The organism is Klebsiella sp. PL-2018, assembly GCF_019048985.1.
GTDB classification, from domain to species: Bacteria; Pseudomonadota; Gammaproteobacteria; order Enterobacterales; family Enterobacteriaceae; genus Klebsiella; species Klebsiella michiganensis.
In genome coordinates this window covers 3,140,376-3,155,405 of the sequence record NZ_CP077673.1, presented here as the reverse complement: position 1 = coordinate 3,155,405, position 15,030 = coordinate 3,140,376, and the positions used below count along the sequence as shown (strand labels likewise).

Below are 15,030 nucleotides of genomic sequence, written 5' to 3'. Positions count from 1 at the left end.
AGAGAGTTCTGATCTCAGCCCGGCATTAACCGGGCTGAGAAGGGGGATTATCCCGGATAAATACCGCGATCTTTACGCGCCATCAGAATTCGCTCACAGGCCACGATATAGGCGGCGGTACGTAAAGAGCACGCTTTTTCCACCGCTTTTTCGTAAACGTGAACGATCGCATCGGTCATGATACGGTCCATTTTGGCGTTGATCTCTTCTTCGCTCCAGAAGAAGCTGGCCATATCCTGCACCCATTCGAAGTAGCTCACGGTGACGCCGCCGGCATTACAAATAACGTCCGGCACCACCACGATGCCGCGCTCGGCCAGCACGTCGTCCGCTTCCGGATAGGTCGGGCCGTTAGCGCCTTCAAGCACCAGTTTGCAGCTGAGGGTTTCCGCGCGCTCGCGCGTAATCTGACCTTCCAGCGCCGCCGGGATCAGAATATCCATCGGCGTCGTCCAGAACGCTTCTTTTTCAATTTCGCGGGCGCCCGGGAAGCCGGCAATTTGCTTGTTCTCCGCCTGCCATGCGGTCAGCGCGGCCATATCAATGCCGCCCTCGTTATACAGCGTGGCGGTGTGGTCCTGGATCACCACAATCCGCGCGCCGACGCCTGCGAACAGGCGGGCCGCTTCGCTGCCCACGTTACCAAAACCCTGCAGCGCGACTTTGGCACCCTCGATTTCGATACCGCTGCGGCGAGCCACTTCACGACCGGTGACGAATACGCCGCGGCCCGTGGCTTTTTCACGGCCCAGCGAACCGCCGAGGTGAATAGGCTTGCCGGTGACCACGCCGGTGATGGTGGTGCCGTGGTTCATGGAGTAAGTATCCATCATCCAGGCCATCACTTTACCGTTGGTACCAACGTCCGGCGCCGGAATATCTTTTTGCGGCCCGATGATAATGCCGATCTCGCTGGTATAACGACGGGTCAAACGTTCCAGTTCACCCTCTGATAGTGAGAACGGGTCGACGCGGATACCGCCCTTGGCGCCGCCGTAGGGAATATTGACTGCCGCACACTTGATGGTCATCCAGGCTGAAAGCGCCATCACTTCATTCAAATCGACATCCGGATGGTAGCGCACGCCGCCTTTACCCGGTCCACGCGAGAGGTTGTGCTGGACGCGGTAGCCTTCGAAGTGGCGGATAGTGCCATCATCCATTTGTACCGGAATATCAACGATCAGCGCGCGTTTCGGATGGCGCAGGGTTTCGATCCAGTAGGCGAGATCGCCGAGATAGGGCGCAACGCGATCGATTTGACGCAGGTAGGTGGTCCATGGAGATGTACTACTTTCAGAAGCGTAAGATAACTTTTCCATAAGAGTCCTGTTTCGCAGTGATAATTATTTTGTTAACCGTGGAAAGGTGCAGCTATAAACTCTGTAACGAGAATGTTATCACCAATTTAATGGGACGGTATTTGGCAAAAATGCAGAATATGCTGTCGTTGCGGCTGGGGTTCGGCTTTTTATGAATAAAAAAACGGAAAACAAGGCCATCAATGGATGAATATGCACCTTTGTGCATTAAAGCCGTAGTTGTGACCCTTTATCTCTATTTATCAGAATCTTGACCCTCTTCAAAAAGTGAATAAAACGCTATGTATATGTGTTGACTTTGTTGCTTAACGGGCGTGGGTGTTCTGTTCGCACTTTATTACCCCAAAGTACGCTGTACCGTCTAAGATGGTGGCCGATAATGTCAGGCTAAGAACGCTAAAAGGAGAGAACATGTCAGAGCATTTTCCATCGCTGCCGGAGGCGGTACTGGCCGCGGCGAACCAGCTGGGGGCCTGGCTGGCGCAGGATGATTTACCGCAGGATCCGCAAATAGAGCTGGTGGTGCTGGCAGGCAATGCGGTGATCCCGACCATTGATTTCGCCTGCCGGCTGGCAGCGCATCACGCCGTTCCTCTGCTGATCAGCGGCGGTATCGGCCACTCCACCTCGTTTTTATACCAGTCGGTGTTGAATGACCCGCGCTACAGCACCATTCCGGTAGACGATCGCGCCGAGGCGCATATTCTGGCCGACATTGCCCATCAGTTCTGGGCGATTCCGCGCCAACGAATCGTGGTGGAAGACCGCTCCACCAACTGCGGCGAGAACGCGCGTTTTACCCGGCAGATGCTGGAGCACAACGGCATTGCGCACCGTACGGGCGTGGTGGTTCAGGATCCGACCATGCAGCGGCGAACGATGGCGACATTTGCCCGCGTCTGGCAAGACGACCCGCGTGCGCCTACGTGGTACAGCGCGCCGGGCGGTTCACCGGTGTTGTGTAACGGGCGTGACGGCGTCACGTTCAGCGGGAAAGAGGCGGGTCTGTGGCCGGTGGGGCGCTATCTGGCGCTAATCCTCGGTGAACTGCCGCGGCTGGCGGATAACCCGCAGGGCTACGGCCCCCTGGGTAAGGGATTTATCGCTCATGTGGATATTCCGCCGCACATCGCTCAGGCGTGGCAGACGCTGCGCGACGACCGCCTGCTCTCCGATGCGCTAAGCGCGCGTCAGCTGGCTTAGGGAATGGCGCGGCATGCCATGATAGCCAGCCCGCGTTTCCCCTTCGAACGCAGGACCTATTAGCCGGTAACTCTCATCCTGCCCGTTTGCGTTAGCGATATCGCAAACGGGCATCATCTGTTATTGAATTGTGATTTTTTACGCCCCGGATTGCTCCGTTTTTATGAAATATCTCACAAAAACAAGCGCTCATGCTGTCCCTTTGCCTGAGGGGCGATAATTTTTAACATCTAGTTCACCTGTTAAAAACAATAATCCTGAGGAGCAGACCATGACAGCACCCGTTCAACACCCTATGTATATTGACGGCCAGTTTGAACCCGGCCGCGGTGATGCATGGATTGATGTGATCAATCCGGCGACGGAAGCGCTGATTTCGCGTATTCCCGACGGCAGCGCGGAAGATGCCCGGCGCGCGATTCTGGCCGCTGAGCGCGCGCAGCCGGGCTGGGAAGCCCTGCCGGCGATTGAACGAGCGGGGTGGCTGCGCAAAATCGCTGCCGGTATCCGCGAGCGGGCCGAGGAGATCGCCGCGCTGATCGTCGCCGAGGGCGGAAAAATACAGCAGCTGGCCGCGGTGGAGGTCTCCTTTACCGCCGATTATCTGGATTATATGGCCGAATGGGCGCGCCGTTATGAAGGTGAAATTGTACAGAGCGACCGGCCGGGGGAAAATATTCTGGTATTCAAGCGCGCGCTGGGCGTGACCACCGGCATTCTGCCGTGGAATTTTCCGTTCTTCCTGATTGCCCGCAAGCTGGCGCCGGCGCTCATTACCGGTAATACCATCGTGATTAAACCGAGTGAATTTACGCCGAATAACGCCATCGCTTTTGCGCAAATCGTCCATGATATCGGCCTGCCGAAAGGGGTCTTTAACCTGGTGCTGGGGCGCGGCGAAACCGTGGGCCAGGAGCTGGCGAGCAATCCGAAAGTGGCGATGGTCAGCATGACCGGCAGCGTTGCCGCGGGCGAGAAGATTATGGCCGCGGCGGCGAAAAACATCACCAAAGTGTGTCTGGAGCTGGGCGGTAAAGCGCCCGCTATCGTGATGGACGATGCGGATCTTGAGCTGGCGGTTAAGGCGGTGGTGGATTCTCGCGTAATTAATAGCGGGCAGGTGTGTAACTGCGTTGAGCGCGTATATGTGCAAAAGGGCATTTACGATCGCTTCGTTAACCGTCTGGGTGAAGCGCTGAAGGCGGTGCAGTTTGGCGATCCGGCGTCTCGCGACGATATCGCAATGGGGCCGTTGATTAACGCCGCCGCGCTGGAGCGCGTGGAGCAGAAGGTGGCGAAAGCGGTGGCCCAGGGCGCGCGCGTCGTCCTGGGTGGGAAAGCGGTGACGGGTAAGGGCTATTTCTATCCGCCGACGCTGCTGCTGGACGTGCGCCAGGAGATGGATATCGTGCATGAAGAGACGTTCGGCCCGGTGCTGCCGGTGGTGGCGTTTGATACCCTTGAAGAGGCGCTGGCGATGGCCAACGATAGCGATTACGGGCTGACGTCGTCAATCTATACCCGCGATTTGAACGTCGCGATGAAGGCGATCAAAGGGTTGAAGTTTGGTGAAACCTATATTAACCGCGAGAACTTCGAAGCGATGCAGGGTTTCCATGCCGGATGGCGTAAATCGGGCATCGGCGGCGCCGACGGGCGTCATGGTCTGAATGAGTATCTGCAAACCCAGGTGGTCTATCTGCAGGTCTGAGTCAGCAGAGAACCGGTGGGCTTCCCGGAGGCGATGCTGCGCATCTGTCCGGGCTACCCAGCCCGCAGACCGCCTCCCGGGTCGCGGCTGACGCCTTACCCGGGCTACCCAAACGCAGGCCGCACGTACCTGTAGCCTGGGCAAGGCGTCAGCCGCCCCCGGGATTTATTTGGCGAACTTATCCAGTACGCGGATAAGCTGGGTAACGAAGCCATACTCGTTATCGTACCAGGAGACGGTTTTCACCAGCTGGAGATCGCCAACCTCGGCAATCTCCAGCTGCGTGGCGTCATAAATGGAACCGAAATGGCTGCCAATCACGTCCGACGAGACGATCTCCTCTTCGGTGTAACCGAATGATTCGTTGTTCGTCGCCGCGTTTTTCATCGCCTGATTGACTTCTTCGGCGGAGACCTTTTTCTCCAGCACCGACACCAGCTCAGTCACCGACCCGGTTTTCGTCGGCACGCGCTGGGCGTGGCCCTTCAGCTTGCCGCTAAGCGCTGGAATAACCAGCCCGATAGCTTTCGCCGCCCCGGTTGTATGCGGAATGATATTTTCCGCCGCCGCGCGGGAAGCGCGTAGATCTTTGCCGCGGGGGCCGTCAACCAGCGATTGCGTACCGGTATAGGCGTGAATCGTGGTCATGGTCCCCACCTTAATACCAAAGGCGTCATTCAGCACTTTCGCCATCGGCGCCAGGCAGTTGGTGGTGCAGGAGGCCACGGAAATAATCGTATCGTTTGCCTCCAGCGTGTCGTCGTTAACGTTATAGACAATGGTTTTCATATCGCCAGCGGGCGCGGAGATAAGCACTTTTTTAGCGCCGGCGGTCAGATGAGCTTGCGCTTTTTCCGCGGAGGTATAAAAACCCGTACACTCGACAATCAGCTCGGCACCGACCGCTTTCCACGGAATATGCTGAGCCTCTTTTTCGGCATAAACGGTAATTTTTTTGCCGTCAACGATAAGCGCATCTTCAGTAAAATCGACGCTCCACGGGAAAGGTCCGTAGTTAGAATCATGCTTAAGCAGGTAGGCCAGTACCTTGGGGGAGGTGAGGTCGTTGATAGCGACGACCTCTAAAGGACTATTAACCTCCAGTAATCGGCGCAGTACTAAACGTCCAATACGCCCAAATCCATTAATCCCGAGTTTACTCATGAAGAATCTCCAGGTCAGTTGAACTGTCAGGTGAAAACTTCTCCAGGCTTAGTTCAGCTGGCGGAATAGGGCAACCAACGATTTTTCCGGCGCCGTTATATGCTGATAAAAACGTGTACGGAAAAGTGAATAAATTCGGCGGGTTGTGGGCGGGGCATTAAGGGTTAATAATTTTTTGTTTCAGCTTTATACGCCGCGGGCATATTGGCAAGGGGTTGAAAAGATGGGCCCGGGAAGGGCCCGCCGGGTGGCCGATTATTCGGCGTTCCCGCCCCGTTCAGCAAAAGCGGCAAGCGCGGCGCCGTCAAGGCGATAGCGAACCCACTCACTTTGCGCAACGGCGCCAATGCTCAGATAAAAATCAATGGCCGGCTGGTTCCAGTCGAGCACGCTCCACTCCAGGCGACCGCACTCTCTTTTTACCGCCAGCTGAGCGATGGTTCGCAATAGCGCTTTTCCAGCGCCGCGACCGCGAAATTCGGGAGTGACGTACAGATCTTCCATATAGATGCCGTTTCGACCGAGCCAGGTGGAATAGCTGGTGAAGAACACCGCGTACCCGGCAACCTTATTGTCAATCTCGCAGATTAGCGCTTCCGTTTTGCTGTCGCTGGCGAAAAGCGATGCCTGGATTTCATCTACCGTGGTGACCACCTGCTCCGGCGCTTTTTCATAAACCGCAAGCTCGTAAATCATGTCATAAATTGCTTTTGCGTCCGCCGGGCGGGCCTGACGAATGGTCATATTCATTGGAGTACCTGTTGTGCCATCGTGAGTTTGATACCGCCAAGCATAAACGTTAAGGTTAGAAGAATTAAGTGCAATGAAATCACCCAATGATGAATATTATGCATCCTGCGCTTCGCCGTCTTGATTTGAATCTGCTGCCGGTATTTGAGGCGGTCTACCGCTATCGTTCGGTGCGCCTGGCGGCGGAAGAGCTGGCGATGAGCACATCAGCGTTAAGCCACGCGCTATCCAGACTGCGCGCCGCGCTCAACGACCCGCTTTTCTATCGCGAAGGTCATCGTATGTGCCCCAGCGTATACGCCACCCAGCTCGCGCCTTCCATCGCTTCGGCGCTCAAGTTTTTAGATCAGGAGCTTACTCCGCAGCCGAAGTTTGTTGCCTCAGCCAGTACCGACTGCCTACAGATAGCGATCACGGACTTCACCGCGCAGTGCGTTTTCCCGACGCTGATGCCCAGGCTACAGCAACAGGCGCCAGGCCTGCGTTTCGAACTGCGCTATCTGCCGCACAGCCCGGCGCTGACGGAACTGCTGGCCGGCGAGGTGGATTTAGCGCTGGGATTTAGCGCGCTGGATGAAGCAGAGCATCCGGAGCTGGATGAGATTTGCTGGCTGAAAGATGATTATGTTGCGATAAGCAGCGCCAGGCGATCCCGGCTCACGCTGACGGACTACCTGGCAGCACAGCATCTGGTAGTCACCCCGTGGAATGAAAGCCAGGGCGTTCTCGACGTGCAGCTTGCGAAAATGGGCTTCTCGCGGCATATCACCATCAAAACCCCCTCTATGCTGAGCGCGCCAGCTATTATTGCGCAAAGTGAACTGCTTATGGCGATACCGCGCTCTGCCGCGGCAAAAATGACTGACGCGGCGACGCTGAAGGTCTTTGAATTACCGTTTGAGGTTCCGCCGTTTGAAGTGAAAATCTATTCCCACAAGCGGAGCGGGCAGCGCGGCGCGAGCCAGTGGCTGAAAGAGAGGCTGAGGGAGTGGGCCGCGACGGAACGAACCTGATGTCTCGTTTGACGAGTCAGCGAAATATGCTTAACTCATGAGACAACAAATGTGAATCGTCTGTTAACAGCCTGATGCGCGCTTCAATGGTAAGCGCAGCGTCATCTATCCTGATAACGTAAGAGAGAAAAATTGAAATTAGCCGGACTCCATCCCGATGAACTGCGTCGCCTGCAATCGCTGCGGGCATCCGGATTACTTAATAGCGGAAAAGAAGAGCGTTTCGATCGCCTGACCCGGCTTGCGCGTACGCTCTACGATCTGCCGGTGGCGTCGGTTAGCCTCGTGGGAGAAAATACCCTGCATGTTAAATCCTGCGCCGGACTTGAAGTCGATACCCTGCCGAGGGATATCACGTTCTGCGCGCATACTATCCTGCAGACCGACCCTTTAATCGTTAATGACCTGCAGCAGGATCTGCGCTTTCACGATAACCCGCTGGTCACGGAAGCGCCTTTTATCCGCTTTTATGCCGGATACCCGGTACAGCTGCCTGACGGCGCGACGGTCGGCGCGTTCTGCCTGATGGACCACAAGCCGCGCGCCTTTTCCGTGCATGAGATACAAATATTAAGCGACCTGGCCGCCATCGTTGAAGATGAATTCAAGGTGCTCGACGCGGCGACCGCCGATGAGCTGACGGGGCTGTTCAACCGCCGGGGTTTTATGTCGTTAGCGGAGTACGCGCTGCTGACGGCCAGGCGGCGCAATGAACCGGCGAGCCTCGTATTTATCGATCTCGATCGCTTTAAGCTGATTAACGATACCTGGGGTCATGAACAGGGGGATAAAGCCCTGACGGCGATGGCTGATTTGATGAAAGCCACCTTCCGGGAGTCGGATATCATTGCCAGGCAGGGCGGAGATGAGTTTATTATCCTGCTTGCTAATACTGCCCAGCAGGCGGCGGGCATCGCGATGGCGCAGCTAAGCAATAACGTTGCTGAGTATAATCAACAGGCGGGCAATCCGTGGCAGCTGGCCTTTTCCTGGGGCTGCGTTGAATACGACCCTGCAACGCATCATAGCCTCAATGAGATCGTTGCGGTGGCGGACCGGCGCATGTATCAGGCGAAGACCAGCCATGGCGCCGAGCGCCGGTAGGGAACCGCCCGGCGTCGCCAGCCGATATTCGGCGTCTGGCTGATGCCGCGGCGGCTTGCGCTTCCTTAGTGGAGACCAAGGCGGATCAGTTCAACGGGCTCGAACTTACCTTCCGTCCCTTCCACTTCGACTGTCTTATTACGGCGCAGCTGGGCTGGCGTTAAGCCCGTCGCGTGGATAGCGATAATTTTACCGGTTTTACCCGTCCCGTTAATCATCACCTGGCTGCCGTTAGTAATAGGATTGCGGTTACGATCGTAAGTGATCATGCTGATTTCTCCTTTTAATCATCGGGTGGTAACAATCGCTTCTCGCGCCGGGCTGCCCCCGGCGCGGACGTAATACCAATACGCCTCTCGGCCCGTCATTTTGTTGTTTTTGATCAACTTCACACTTTTTAGCGTCCCTCAACGGGCCAACGAGCCGTAGGCAGGCTTTGCCTGACCCGGAATCCGTACTGCTTTTGAAGACGATTTCGCGGGTATCAACCCCCGTGGAGGCCCGGGTTGCAGTCGCTGATGCGGCTGCTAAACTTTTTTCGGGCATAACGGAGCGGAACGATGAAGAACAAAGAAGAGCAAACGGGGCTGATTGGTCTTGCCATTGGCGCGGCGGTTATTGGCCTGGTCTCTGGCCAGAAGCCAATCAACCGGGAAAGCATTGTTGAAGAACTGGTGAGGCTGGGCAGACAGAAGGGGGATGGCGTCGAGGACGAGATTTTTATGCAGGCGGCAACGCTGGTGCGCAAGGGGGTATGATCCCGCCGGTAGAAGAAGCCCGGGTAGGCGAAAACCCGGGATTAAACGGGGAGGAAGGTCATCATAAGATACGCTATCACAATGCATATCAGCGCCATGTACCAGACAAAACTCATTCTGTTACCCGCCCTGTAGCGCCATGCCGGTCACCGCGTTAACCACGGTCGCGGCCATCAAAACGCCGCCGACGATAGCGCAGGCACGGTTTTTCCGGGTCGCCCCCAACGTCAACATCACCACCGCTGCGGCAAAAAGGGGGATGGCTATTATGCTGAAAGTATTCATCGTTTCCTCAACACTCGTCCGTTAATCTTCCTGCATCCACATATCGGCTTCTTCGAACATCTCCTGCACAGCGCGGCTGATCTGCTCCTTCTCGTGCTTGCTGGCGTCAGTATTGATGGAAGCCAGGGTCATCATCGGCTTAACGCGGACGTCGGCATCGGGAAAAATGCGATGCACTCGCTTCGTCAGTTCATTAAGAATGATCTCTTTAGCGCCGGCCAATCCCTCGAAATTTCTTTTGTCATAAATCAGCTCTACGAACATTTTTTATCCCGTTGATGATAATAGCAGGGAGTATTGTACTGTGATTATATACAGCGTCAAGGCCGAGGTATACGTTCCCCGTATTCCTGCGCCGGGGATAACTCGCCGCTTTTGCATTAAATGCGTGAAACCGACAATTGTTTTTTATAAGTACGTAAAAGTTAATGAATTTTTAATAAAAGGTGTTTATGTTGGCGATATCACCGTTTTATTAAGGGTTTCTCATGCGCGATAAATATTCTGGCCTGCAAATTGGCATCCACTGGCTGGTGTTTCTTTTAGTGATAGGCGCTTACGCGGCGATGGAGCTGCGGGGCTTTTTCCCCCGCAGCGCGCGGCCCGTCATCAATATGATTCACGTCTCCTGCGGGATTTCTATTTTTGTTCTGATGGTGGTGCGCCTGTTGGTGCGTCTCAAATCCCCGGCGCCGCCAATTGTGCCTAAGCCGTCGCCGATGATGACCGGCTTCGCTCATCTGGGGCATCTGGTTATCTATCTGCTGTTTATTGCGCTGCCGGCCATCGGCATGGTCATGATGTACTCCCGCGGTAACCCGTGGTTCGCGTTTGGCCTGACCATGCCGCACGCGGCGGAAAGCAACTTTGAGCTGGTGGATACCCTGAAAGCGTGGCACGAGCTGCTGGCCAATACCGGCTACTTTATCATTGGCCTGCACGCGCTGGCGGCGCTGTTGCACCACTACTTCTGGAAAGATAACACGCTGCTGAGGATGATGCCGCGCAGGCGTTAAACCTCGATAAACCCGCTTCGGCGGGTTTTTTTGTCTCATTCTTCGGGGGCCTCAACTTCCGCTAAGCGCAAATTCTCGCCGCTATGCTACGGTTAAAGCGGCGAAGCCATTTGCCTCATGGCAACAATAAATATAGTATACCCCCCTATATGATATGGAGGGCGTCACCATGCCACATTCACCTGAAGATAAAAAGCGTGCCCTCAGTCGGGTAAGGCGCATCCGTGGCCAGGTTGAAGCGCTCGAGCGGGCGCTGGAATCCGGCGAACCCTGTATGACCATTCTGCAACAAATCGCCTCAATTCGCGGCGCCGCCAACGGCCTGATGGGAGAGATGGTTGAAATTCATCTGCAGGATGAACTGGTCAGCGGCGAAACGACGCCAGACCAGCGCGCCGCCAGAATGGCGGAAGTCGGGCATCTGCTACGGTCCTATTTAAAATAAAATCACCACGAGGAAGAGAGATATGAAATCACGTGCAGCCGTCGCGTTTGGCCCAGGCCAGCCGCTTTCAATCGTTGAGATTGACGTCGCGCCGCCAAAAAAAGGCGAAGTGCTGGTCAAAATCACCCATACCGGCGTATGCCACACCGATGCCTTTACCCTCTCAGGCGACGATCCGGAAGGCGTTTTCCCGGCGGTACTGGGCCATGAAGGCGGCGGGATTGTCGTCGAAGTGGGGGAAGGCGTGACCAGCCTGCAGCCGGGCGACCACGTTATTCCTCTGTATACCGCCGAATGCCGCGAGTGTAAGTTCTGTAAATCCGGCAAAACTAACCTCTGCCAGGCGGTGCGCGCCACTCAGGGTAAAGGCCTGATGCCGGACGGCACCACCCGTTTCTCCTATAACGGTGAACCGATTTATCACTATATGGGGACCAGCACCTTCAGCGAATACACCGTAGTGGCCGAAATTTCGCTGGCAAAAGTGAACCCGCAGGCGCCGCTGGATAAAGTCTGCCTGCTGGGCTGCGGCGTCACTACCGGCATCGGCGCGGTGCACAATACGGCGAAAGTAAAAGAGGGCGATACCGTCGCCGTCTTCGGCCTCGGCGGGATCGGCCTGGCGGTGATCCAGGGCGCGGTACAGGCGAAAGCCGGGCGCATTCTGGCGGTGGATACCAACCCGGAAAAATTCACACTCGCGAAAGAGATGGGCGCGACCGACTTTATCAACCCGAATGATTACGATAAGCCGGTGCAGGATGTGATTGTTGAACTCACCGACGGCGGCGTCGACTTTAGCTTCGAGTGTATCGGTAACGTCAACGTGATGCGCGCGGCGCTGGAGTGCTGCCACAAAGGCTGGGGCGAAAGCGTCATCATCGGCGTTGCCGGCGCGGGCCAGGAGATTAAAACCCGCCCATTCCAGCTGGTCACCGGGCGCGTCTGGCGCGGCTCCGCGTTCGGCGGCGTGAAAGGGCGTACCCAGCTGCCGGGAATGGTTGAAGAGGCGATGGCGGGGAAAATTCGCCTCGATCCGTTTATTACCCACCGTATGCCGCTGGATCAAATCAACGAAGCGTTTGATCTGATGCATGAAGGTAAATCCATTCGTACCGTCATTCATTTCGGCGAGAATTGATTTTCCTGGTGAAAAATAACCCGGGCATGCCCGGGTTATCGTTTAAGAGGGATTACTCCCGCCGCAGGTTTTCATAACCATTCTGCCATCGCCGCTGTTCCCGCCGCTCCCGTTCACGCTGAATATCCGATTTCTCATCTTCCCAGACTGCGCAGTGCGGGCCGCTGAACACCTCGCAGGGCTGTGGGCTGGCGGTGAGCGGAGACGCCGCTTTCTCTTCCCAAATCGTCGGATCGCGCAGGTCCACTTCCGGGGCTTTTAACGCCTGAGCCGAGGCGGCGGCTAACATGAAGGTGCCTGCGAGCAGGCGGCAGGGTGAACTTTTCATCCATTATCCTTGTTCAGTTGTTATTATTGATAACCATTCGCAATAGTAACATAGCTGAATGAAAATGGCTTGCTTAGGGGGCTGAAGATGATTTTGCTTTCACGCCAGCCGCCACCGGGCGGTTCCCGGGCCGCAAAAAGGGCCCCGTTTGGGGCCCTGGTGGTTACTTCTGCTGCGGAAGCGCGTAGGCGATAATATAATCGCCGCGGTCCGGCGACTGGCGAGCGCCGCCCGCGTTGATGATGATGTACTGTTTGCCGGTTTTCGGCGATACGTAGGTCATCGGGCCGGACTGGCTGCCGACCGGCAGACGCGATTTCCAGATCTCTTTCCCGTTGGCGGTATCAAACGCGCGCAGGTAGAAGTCCTGGGTGCCCGCGAAGAACAGCAGGCCGGACTGGGTTGATAACGAGGCGCCCAGCGTCGGCATACCGATAGGGATTGGCATGTGCATGCGGATCCCCAGCGGGCCGGTGTCCTCAACGGTGCCCACCGGAACCTGCCACACCAGTTTGCCGGTTTTCAAATCAACCGCTGACATAGTGCCGAACGGTGGTTTCTGGCACGGAATGCCCAGCGGAGACAGGAAGCGTTCGCGCATGGCGCCGAACGGCGTGCCCTCCATCGGCACAATCCCCATTTCGATACCGCTGGCGTCCTTCGCCACTTTGGCGCGCGGCACCATATAGTTGGCGAGGCCAAGGCGCATATCATTGACGAACATCAGGCTGTTATTCGGGTCAACCGACACGCTGCCCCAGTTCATCCCGCCCAGCGAGCCGGGATACTGCAGCGAACGATCCTCGCCCGGCGGGGTGAAAACGCCCTGGTGACGCATCTCTTTAAACTGGATGCGGCACAGCAGCAGGTCGACAGGCGTCGCGCCCCACATATCCGACTCGGTCAGCGTCTCGTTGCCGATCATTGGCATGCCGACGGAGTAGGGCTGGGTCGGCGAGTAGCGCTCGCCCTTGACGTTGCCCGCCGGGACTGGACGTTCCTCAACCTTGGCGACCGGTTCACCGGTGGCGCGGTTCAGCATAAAGATCATGCCCTGCTTGCTGGTTTGCACCAGCACCGGCGTGGTGCCGCCTTTACCGTCAGGCAGATCGTACAACAGCGGCTGGGAAGGCAGGTCGAAATCCCAGAGATCGTGATGGGTGGTCTGATAATGCCAGCGTACCTGGCCGGTCGTGGCGTCAACGGCCACGATGGAGGAACTGTATTTATCGTCCAGCGCGGTACGTTCGCCGCCAAAGAAGTCCGGCGTCGCGTTACCGGTCGGCAGATAAATCAGATTCAGCTTCGCGTCATAGGACATGGCCGACCAGACGTTCGGCGTACCGCGGGTGTAGGTCTGTCCGGCCGGCGGTTCGCCGGTCAGGTTCGGGTTGCCCGGATCCCATGCCCACGCCAGTTTGCCGGTATGAACATCATAGGCGCGAACGACGCCCGGGGGCTCGCCGGTGGAGAAGTTATCCGCCACGCGACCGCCAACCACGACCACGTTACCCGCCACCAGCGGCGTGGAGGTCTGCTGGTAGTAACCCGCTTTGATTTCCCCCATGCCAACGCTCAGGTCCACAATACCGTGGTCGCCGAAGGCGTCGCACAGTTTACCGTTATCGGCATCAATAGCGATCAGACGGGCGTCGGTGGTTGGCAGGAACAGGCGGCGGGAGCAGGCGGCCGGCTGCGCGTCGGCGGCAGGGGAAACCTGGGCCTGGCTCTCTTCGTAATAGCCTAAGCCGCGGCAGCGCTGCCAGTTCGGCGCGGTAGCTTTTGAATCATAGCGCCATTTCTCTTTACCGCTATCGACATCCAGCGCCAGCACCTTGCTGTAGGGTGTACAGACGTAAAGCGTATCGCCAATTTGCAGCGGCGTATTCTGTTCTTCCGCGCCGGAGCCGTTGCTCTGCGGGATATCCCCGGTGTGGGCGACCCAGGCAACCTGCAGCTGGTCAACGTTCTGTTTGTTAATCTGGTCGAGGGCGGCGAAACGGTCGCCGTGGGTGGTGTTGCCCCAGTGCGCCCAGTTTTTCTGCTGCTCGCCCGCGGCGACCGGTTTAACCGGCACCGCCTCGCTGGCGCTGACCAGCGGCTGGGATTTAAACATCCAGCCGAAACTGACCAACAGTACCACCGCCAGCACCGCTGCCAGGCCAAACGCCGGCCCTTTTTTCGCCGGCTGCCGGGACAGAAACGGCCAGACCAGCGCGGCAAGGAAGGCCAGTACGCCGAGCGCGAACAGGCGCGAGAACAGCGGCCAGTAGGTCCAGCCGGCATCGCTAATGGCCCAGACGATCGAGGCGATAAACGCTATCGCGTACAGTATGATACCGCCGCGACGGCTGCGGAAAATGAGCACCGCGGCGATAACCATCACCAGGCCCATAATCGCAAAATAGAAGGTCCCGCCAACGGAGGCGAGCTTTGCACCAAGAATACCGATAGCCAGGCCGATGATCAGCATCAGCCCGGCGAGAAGCCACTGCAGGACCCGGGGGAATCCTCGCGGCGCGTTGCCAGTTGCCATTTTTTCTCCTTAACCACCCCTGAACAGGCGTGAACCAGATGAATCAATTTCTCAAGTGAAGGCTTTTGAATGAAGCGATGTTGACCTTCATAAAAGCAGGTTTTTTACTGTTATTGATTTCGAGTGAACCATTTGGTGAAATCGTGGCTATGATAGATCTGTTAAAGAAATTTACGCAATTGTTAACGAATGATTTCGCACTAATTGATTATTGTGGTGAATATGGTGGGTGCGAAAAGGAAATCAGGCGGTCA

16 protein-coding genes are annotated in these 15,030 nt (G+C 56.7%); 8 read left to right on the top strand and 8 right to left on the bottom strand.

The features are described from left to right. Window positions 1–47: 47 nt before the first annotated feature. Window positions 48–1,322 (bottom strand): Glu/Leu/Phe/Val family dehydrogenase, encoded by a 1,275-nt coding sequence (locus MKleb_RS14655; protein ID WP_025107912.1) that lies wholly within the window; start codon window positions 1,320–1,322, stop codon window positions 48–50. Between the two features lie 411 nt (window positions 1,323–1,733). Here MKleb_RS14655 and MKleb_RS14650 point away from each other — a divergent pair, with 411 nt between their 5' ends. Together MKleb_RS14650 and aldA are read left to right on the top strand one after the other, a co-directional pair. Further along, the gene (locus MKleb_RS14650) at window positions 1,734–2,525 is read left to right on the top strand and encodes a YdcF family protein (protein WP_025107911.1); all 792 of its coding nucleotides are present in this window, start codon (window positions 1,734–1,736) and stop codon (window positions 2,523–2,525) included. Window positions 2,526–2,796: 271 nt separating this feature from the next. Continuing rightward, a complete protein-coding gene (gene aldA / locus MKleb_RS14645) occupies window positions 2,797–4,236 on the top strand; it encodes an aldehyde dehydrogenase (protein WP_025107910.1) in 1,440 nt (479 codons plus the stop codon). Between the two features lie 165 nt (window positions 4,237–4,401). On the opposite strand, the gene gap is transcribed toward aldA, so the two are convergent. After that, complete coding sequence (gene gap, locus MKleb_RS14640) at window positions 4,402–5,400, bottom strand: type I glyceraldehyde-3-phosphate dehydrogenase (RefSeq protein WP_004850532.1); 999 nt, start codon at window positions 5,398–5,400, stop codon at window positions 4,402–4,404. A 255-nt stretch (window positions 5,401–5,655) separates the two neighbouring features. Next, on the bottom strand, window positions 5,656–6,150 hold the full coding sequence (locus tag MKleb_RS14635) for a GNAT family N-acetyltransferase (protein ID WP_014838362.1): 495 nt from the start codon (window positions 6,148–6,150) through the stop codon (window positions 5,656–5,658). Between the two features lie 89 nt (window positions 6,151–6,239). On the opposite strand from MKleb_RS14635, the gene MKleb_RS14630 reads away from it, so the two are divergent. After that, the gene (locus MKleb_RS14630; protein WP_162557344.1) at window positions 6,240–7,163 is read left to right on the top strand and encodes a LysR family transcriptional regulator; all 924 of its coding nucleotides are present in this window, start codon (window positions 6,240–6,242) and stop codon (window positions 7,161–7,163) included. A gap of 132 nt (window positions 7,164–7,295) precedes the next feature. Then, window positions 7,296–8,267 carry a GGDEF domain-containing protein gene (locus MKleb_RS14625; protein WP_014229205.1) on the top strand — a complete coding sequence of 324 codons (972 nt, stop codon included), beginning with the start codon at window positions 7,296–7,298 and terminating at the stop codon, window positions 8,265–8,267. A gap of 65 nt (window positions 8,268–8,332) precedes the next feature. On the opposite strand, the gene ydfZ is transcribed toward MKleb_RS14625, so the two are convergent. Beyond that, complete coding sequence (gene ydfZ / locus MKleb_RS14620) at window positions 8,333–8,536, bottom strand: putative selenium delivery protein YdfZ (protein WP_004850536.1); 204 nt, start codon at window positions 8,534–8,536, stop codon at window positions 8,333–8,335. A 291-nt stretch (window positions 8,537–8,827) separates the two neighbouring features. On the opposite strand from ydfZ, the gene MKleb_RS14615 reads away from it, so the two are divergent. Further along, window positions 8,828–9,025 carry a hypothetical protein gene (locus tag MKleb_RS14615; protein WP_014229206.1) on the top strand — a complete coding sequence of 66 codons (198 nt, stop codon included), beginning with the start codon at window positions 8,828–8,830 and terminating at the stop codon, window positions 9,023–9,025. Between the two features lie 120 nt (window positions 9,026–9,145). Here MKleb_RS14615 and MKleb_RS14610 read toward each other — a convergent pair whose 3' ends face one another. Together MKleb_RS14610 and MKleb_RS14605 are read right to left on the bottom strand one after the other, a co-directional pair. After that, a complete protein-coding gene (locus tag MKleb_RS14610) occupies window positions 9,146–9,310 on the bottom strand; it encodes a hypothetical protein (RefSeq protein WP_004850538.1) in 165 nt (54 codons plus the stop codon). Between the two features lie 21 nt (window positions 9,311–9,331). Next, window positions 9,332–9,574, bottom strand: a complete 243-nt coding sequence (locus MKleb_RS14605) for a DinI family protein (protein ID WP_004101739.1) — start codon at window positions 9,572–9,574, stop codon at window positions 9,332–9,334. Window positions 9,575–9,798: 224 nt separating this feature from the next. Between MKleb_RS14605 and cybB the strand changes: the two genes are divergently transcribed. The 3 genes from cybB (at window position 9,799) to MKleb_RS14590 (ending at window position 11,912) form a co-directional block, all read left to right on the top strand. After that, window positions 9,799–10,326 carry a cytochrome b561 gene (gene cybB, locus MKleb_RS14600; RefSeq protein ID WP_217075954.1) on the top strand — a complete coding sequence of 176 codons (528 nt, stop codon included), beginning with the start codon at window positions 9,799–9,801 and terminating at the stop codon, window positions 10,324–10,326. Window positions 10,327–10,495: 169 nt separating this feature from the next. Next, on the top strand, window positions 10,496–10,771 hold the full coding sequence (locus tag MKleb_RS14595) for a metal/formaldehyde-sensitive transcriptional repressor (protein ID WP_004101746.1): 276 nt from the start codon (window positions 10,496–10,498) through the stop codon (window positions 10,769–10,771). A gap of 22 nt (window positions 10,772–10,793) precedes the next feature. Further along, window positions 10,794–11,912 (top strand): S-(hydroxymethyl)glutathione dehydrogenase/class III alcohol dehydrogenase, encoded by a 1,119-nt coding sequence (locus MKleb_RS14590; RefSeq protein WP_014229209.1) that lies wholly within the window; start codon window positions 10,794–10,796, stop codon window positions 11,910–11,912. 52 nt (window positions 11,913–11,964) lie between these two features. On the opposite strand, the gene MKleb_RS14585 is transcribed toward MKleb_RS14590, so the two are convergent. Both MKleb_RS14585 and MKleb_RS14580 read right to left on the bottom strand, forming a co-directional pair. Then, window positions 11,965–12,240 carry a hypothetical protein gene (locus MKleb_RS14585; protein ID WP_025107907.1) on the bottom strand — a complete coding sequence of 92 codons (276 nt, stop codon included), beginning with the start codon at window positions 12,238–12,240 and terminating at the stop codon, window positions 11,965–11,967. A gap of 163 nt (window positions 12,241–12,403) precedes the next feature. Beyond that, window positions 12,404–14,776: a membrane-bound PQQ-dependent dehydrogenase, glucose/quinate/shikimate family gene (locus MKleb_RS14580; protein ID WP_025107906.1), complete on the bottom strand. Its 2,373-nt coding sequence runs from the start codon at window positions 14,774–14,776 to the stop codon at window positions 12,404–12,406. Window positions 14,777–15,030: the final 254 nt, after the last annotated feature.

Excerpts from the sequence above, each read along its gene's own strand:
- MKleb_RS14655 (WP_025107912.1), bottom strand. The coding sequence starts at position 1,322 with ATGGAAAAGTTATCTTACGCTTCTGAAAGTAGTACATCTCCATGGACC.
- MKleb_RS14650 (WP_025107911.1), top strand. The coding sequence starts at position 1,734 with ATGTCAGAGCATTTTCCATCGCTGCCGGAGGCGGTACTGGCCGCGGCG.
- aldA (WP_025107910.1), top strand. The coding sequence starts at position 2,797 with ATGACAGCACCCGTTCAACACCCTATGTATATTGACGGCCAGTTTGAA.
- gap (WP_004850532.1), bottom strand. The coding sequence starts at position 5,400 with ATGAGTAAACTCGGGATTAATGGATTTGGGCGTATTGGACGTTTAGTA.
- MKleb_RS14635 (WP_014838362.1), bottom strand. The coding sequence starts at position 6,150 with ATGAATATGACCATTCGTCAGGCCCGCCCGGCGGACGCAAAAGCAATT.
- MKleb_RS14630 (WP_162557344.1), top strand. The coding sequence starts at position 6,240 with ATGAATATTATGCATCCTGCGCTTCGCCGTCTTGATTTGAATCTGCTG.
- ydfZ (WP_004850536.1), bottom strand. The coding sequence starts at position 8,536 with ATGATCACTTACGATCGTAACCGCAATCCTATTACTAACGGCAGCCAG.
- MKleb_RS14615 (WP_014229206.1), top strand. The coding sequence starts at position 8,828 with ATGAAGAACAAAGAAGAGCAAACGGGGCTGATTGGTCTTGCCATTGGC.
- MKleb_RS14610 (WP_004850538.1), bottom strand. The coding sequence starts at position 9,310 with ATGAATACTTTCAGCATAATAGCCATCCCCCTTTTTGCCGCAGCGGTG.
- MKleb_RS14605 (WP_004101739.1), bottom strand. The coding sequence starts at position 9,574 with ATGTTCGTAGAGCTGATTTATGACAAAAGAAATTTCGAGGGATTGGCC.
- cybB (WP_217075954.1), top strand. The coding sequence starts at position 9,799 with ATGCGCGATAAATATTCTGGCCTGCAAATTGGCATCCACTGGCTGGTG.
- MKleb_RS14595 (WP_004101746.1), top strand. The coding sequence starts at position 10,496 with ATGCCACATTCACCTGAAGATAAAAAGCGTGCCCTCAGTCGGGTAAGG.
- MKleb_RS14590 (WP_014229209.1), top strand. The coding sequence starts at position 10,794 with ATGAAATCACGTGCAGCCGTCGCGTTTGGCCCAGGCCAGCCGCTTTCA.
- MKleb_RS14585 (WP_025107907.1), bottom strand. The coding sequence starts at position 12,240 with ATGAAAAGTTCACCCTGCCGCCTGCTCGCAGGCACCTTCATGTTAGCC.
- MKleb_RS14580 (WP_025107906.1), bottom strand. The coding sequence starts at position 14,776 with ATGGCAACTGGCAACGCGCCGCGAGGATTCCCCCGGGTCCTGCAGTGG.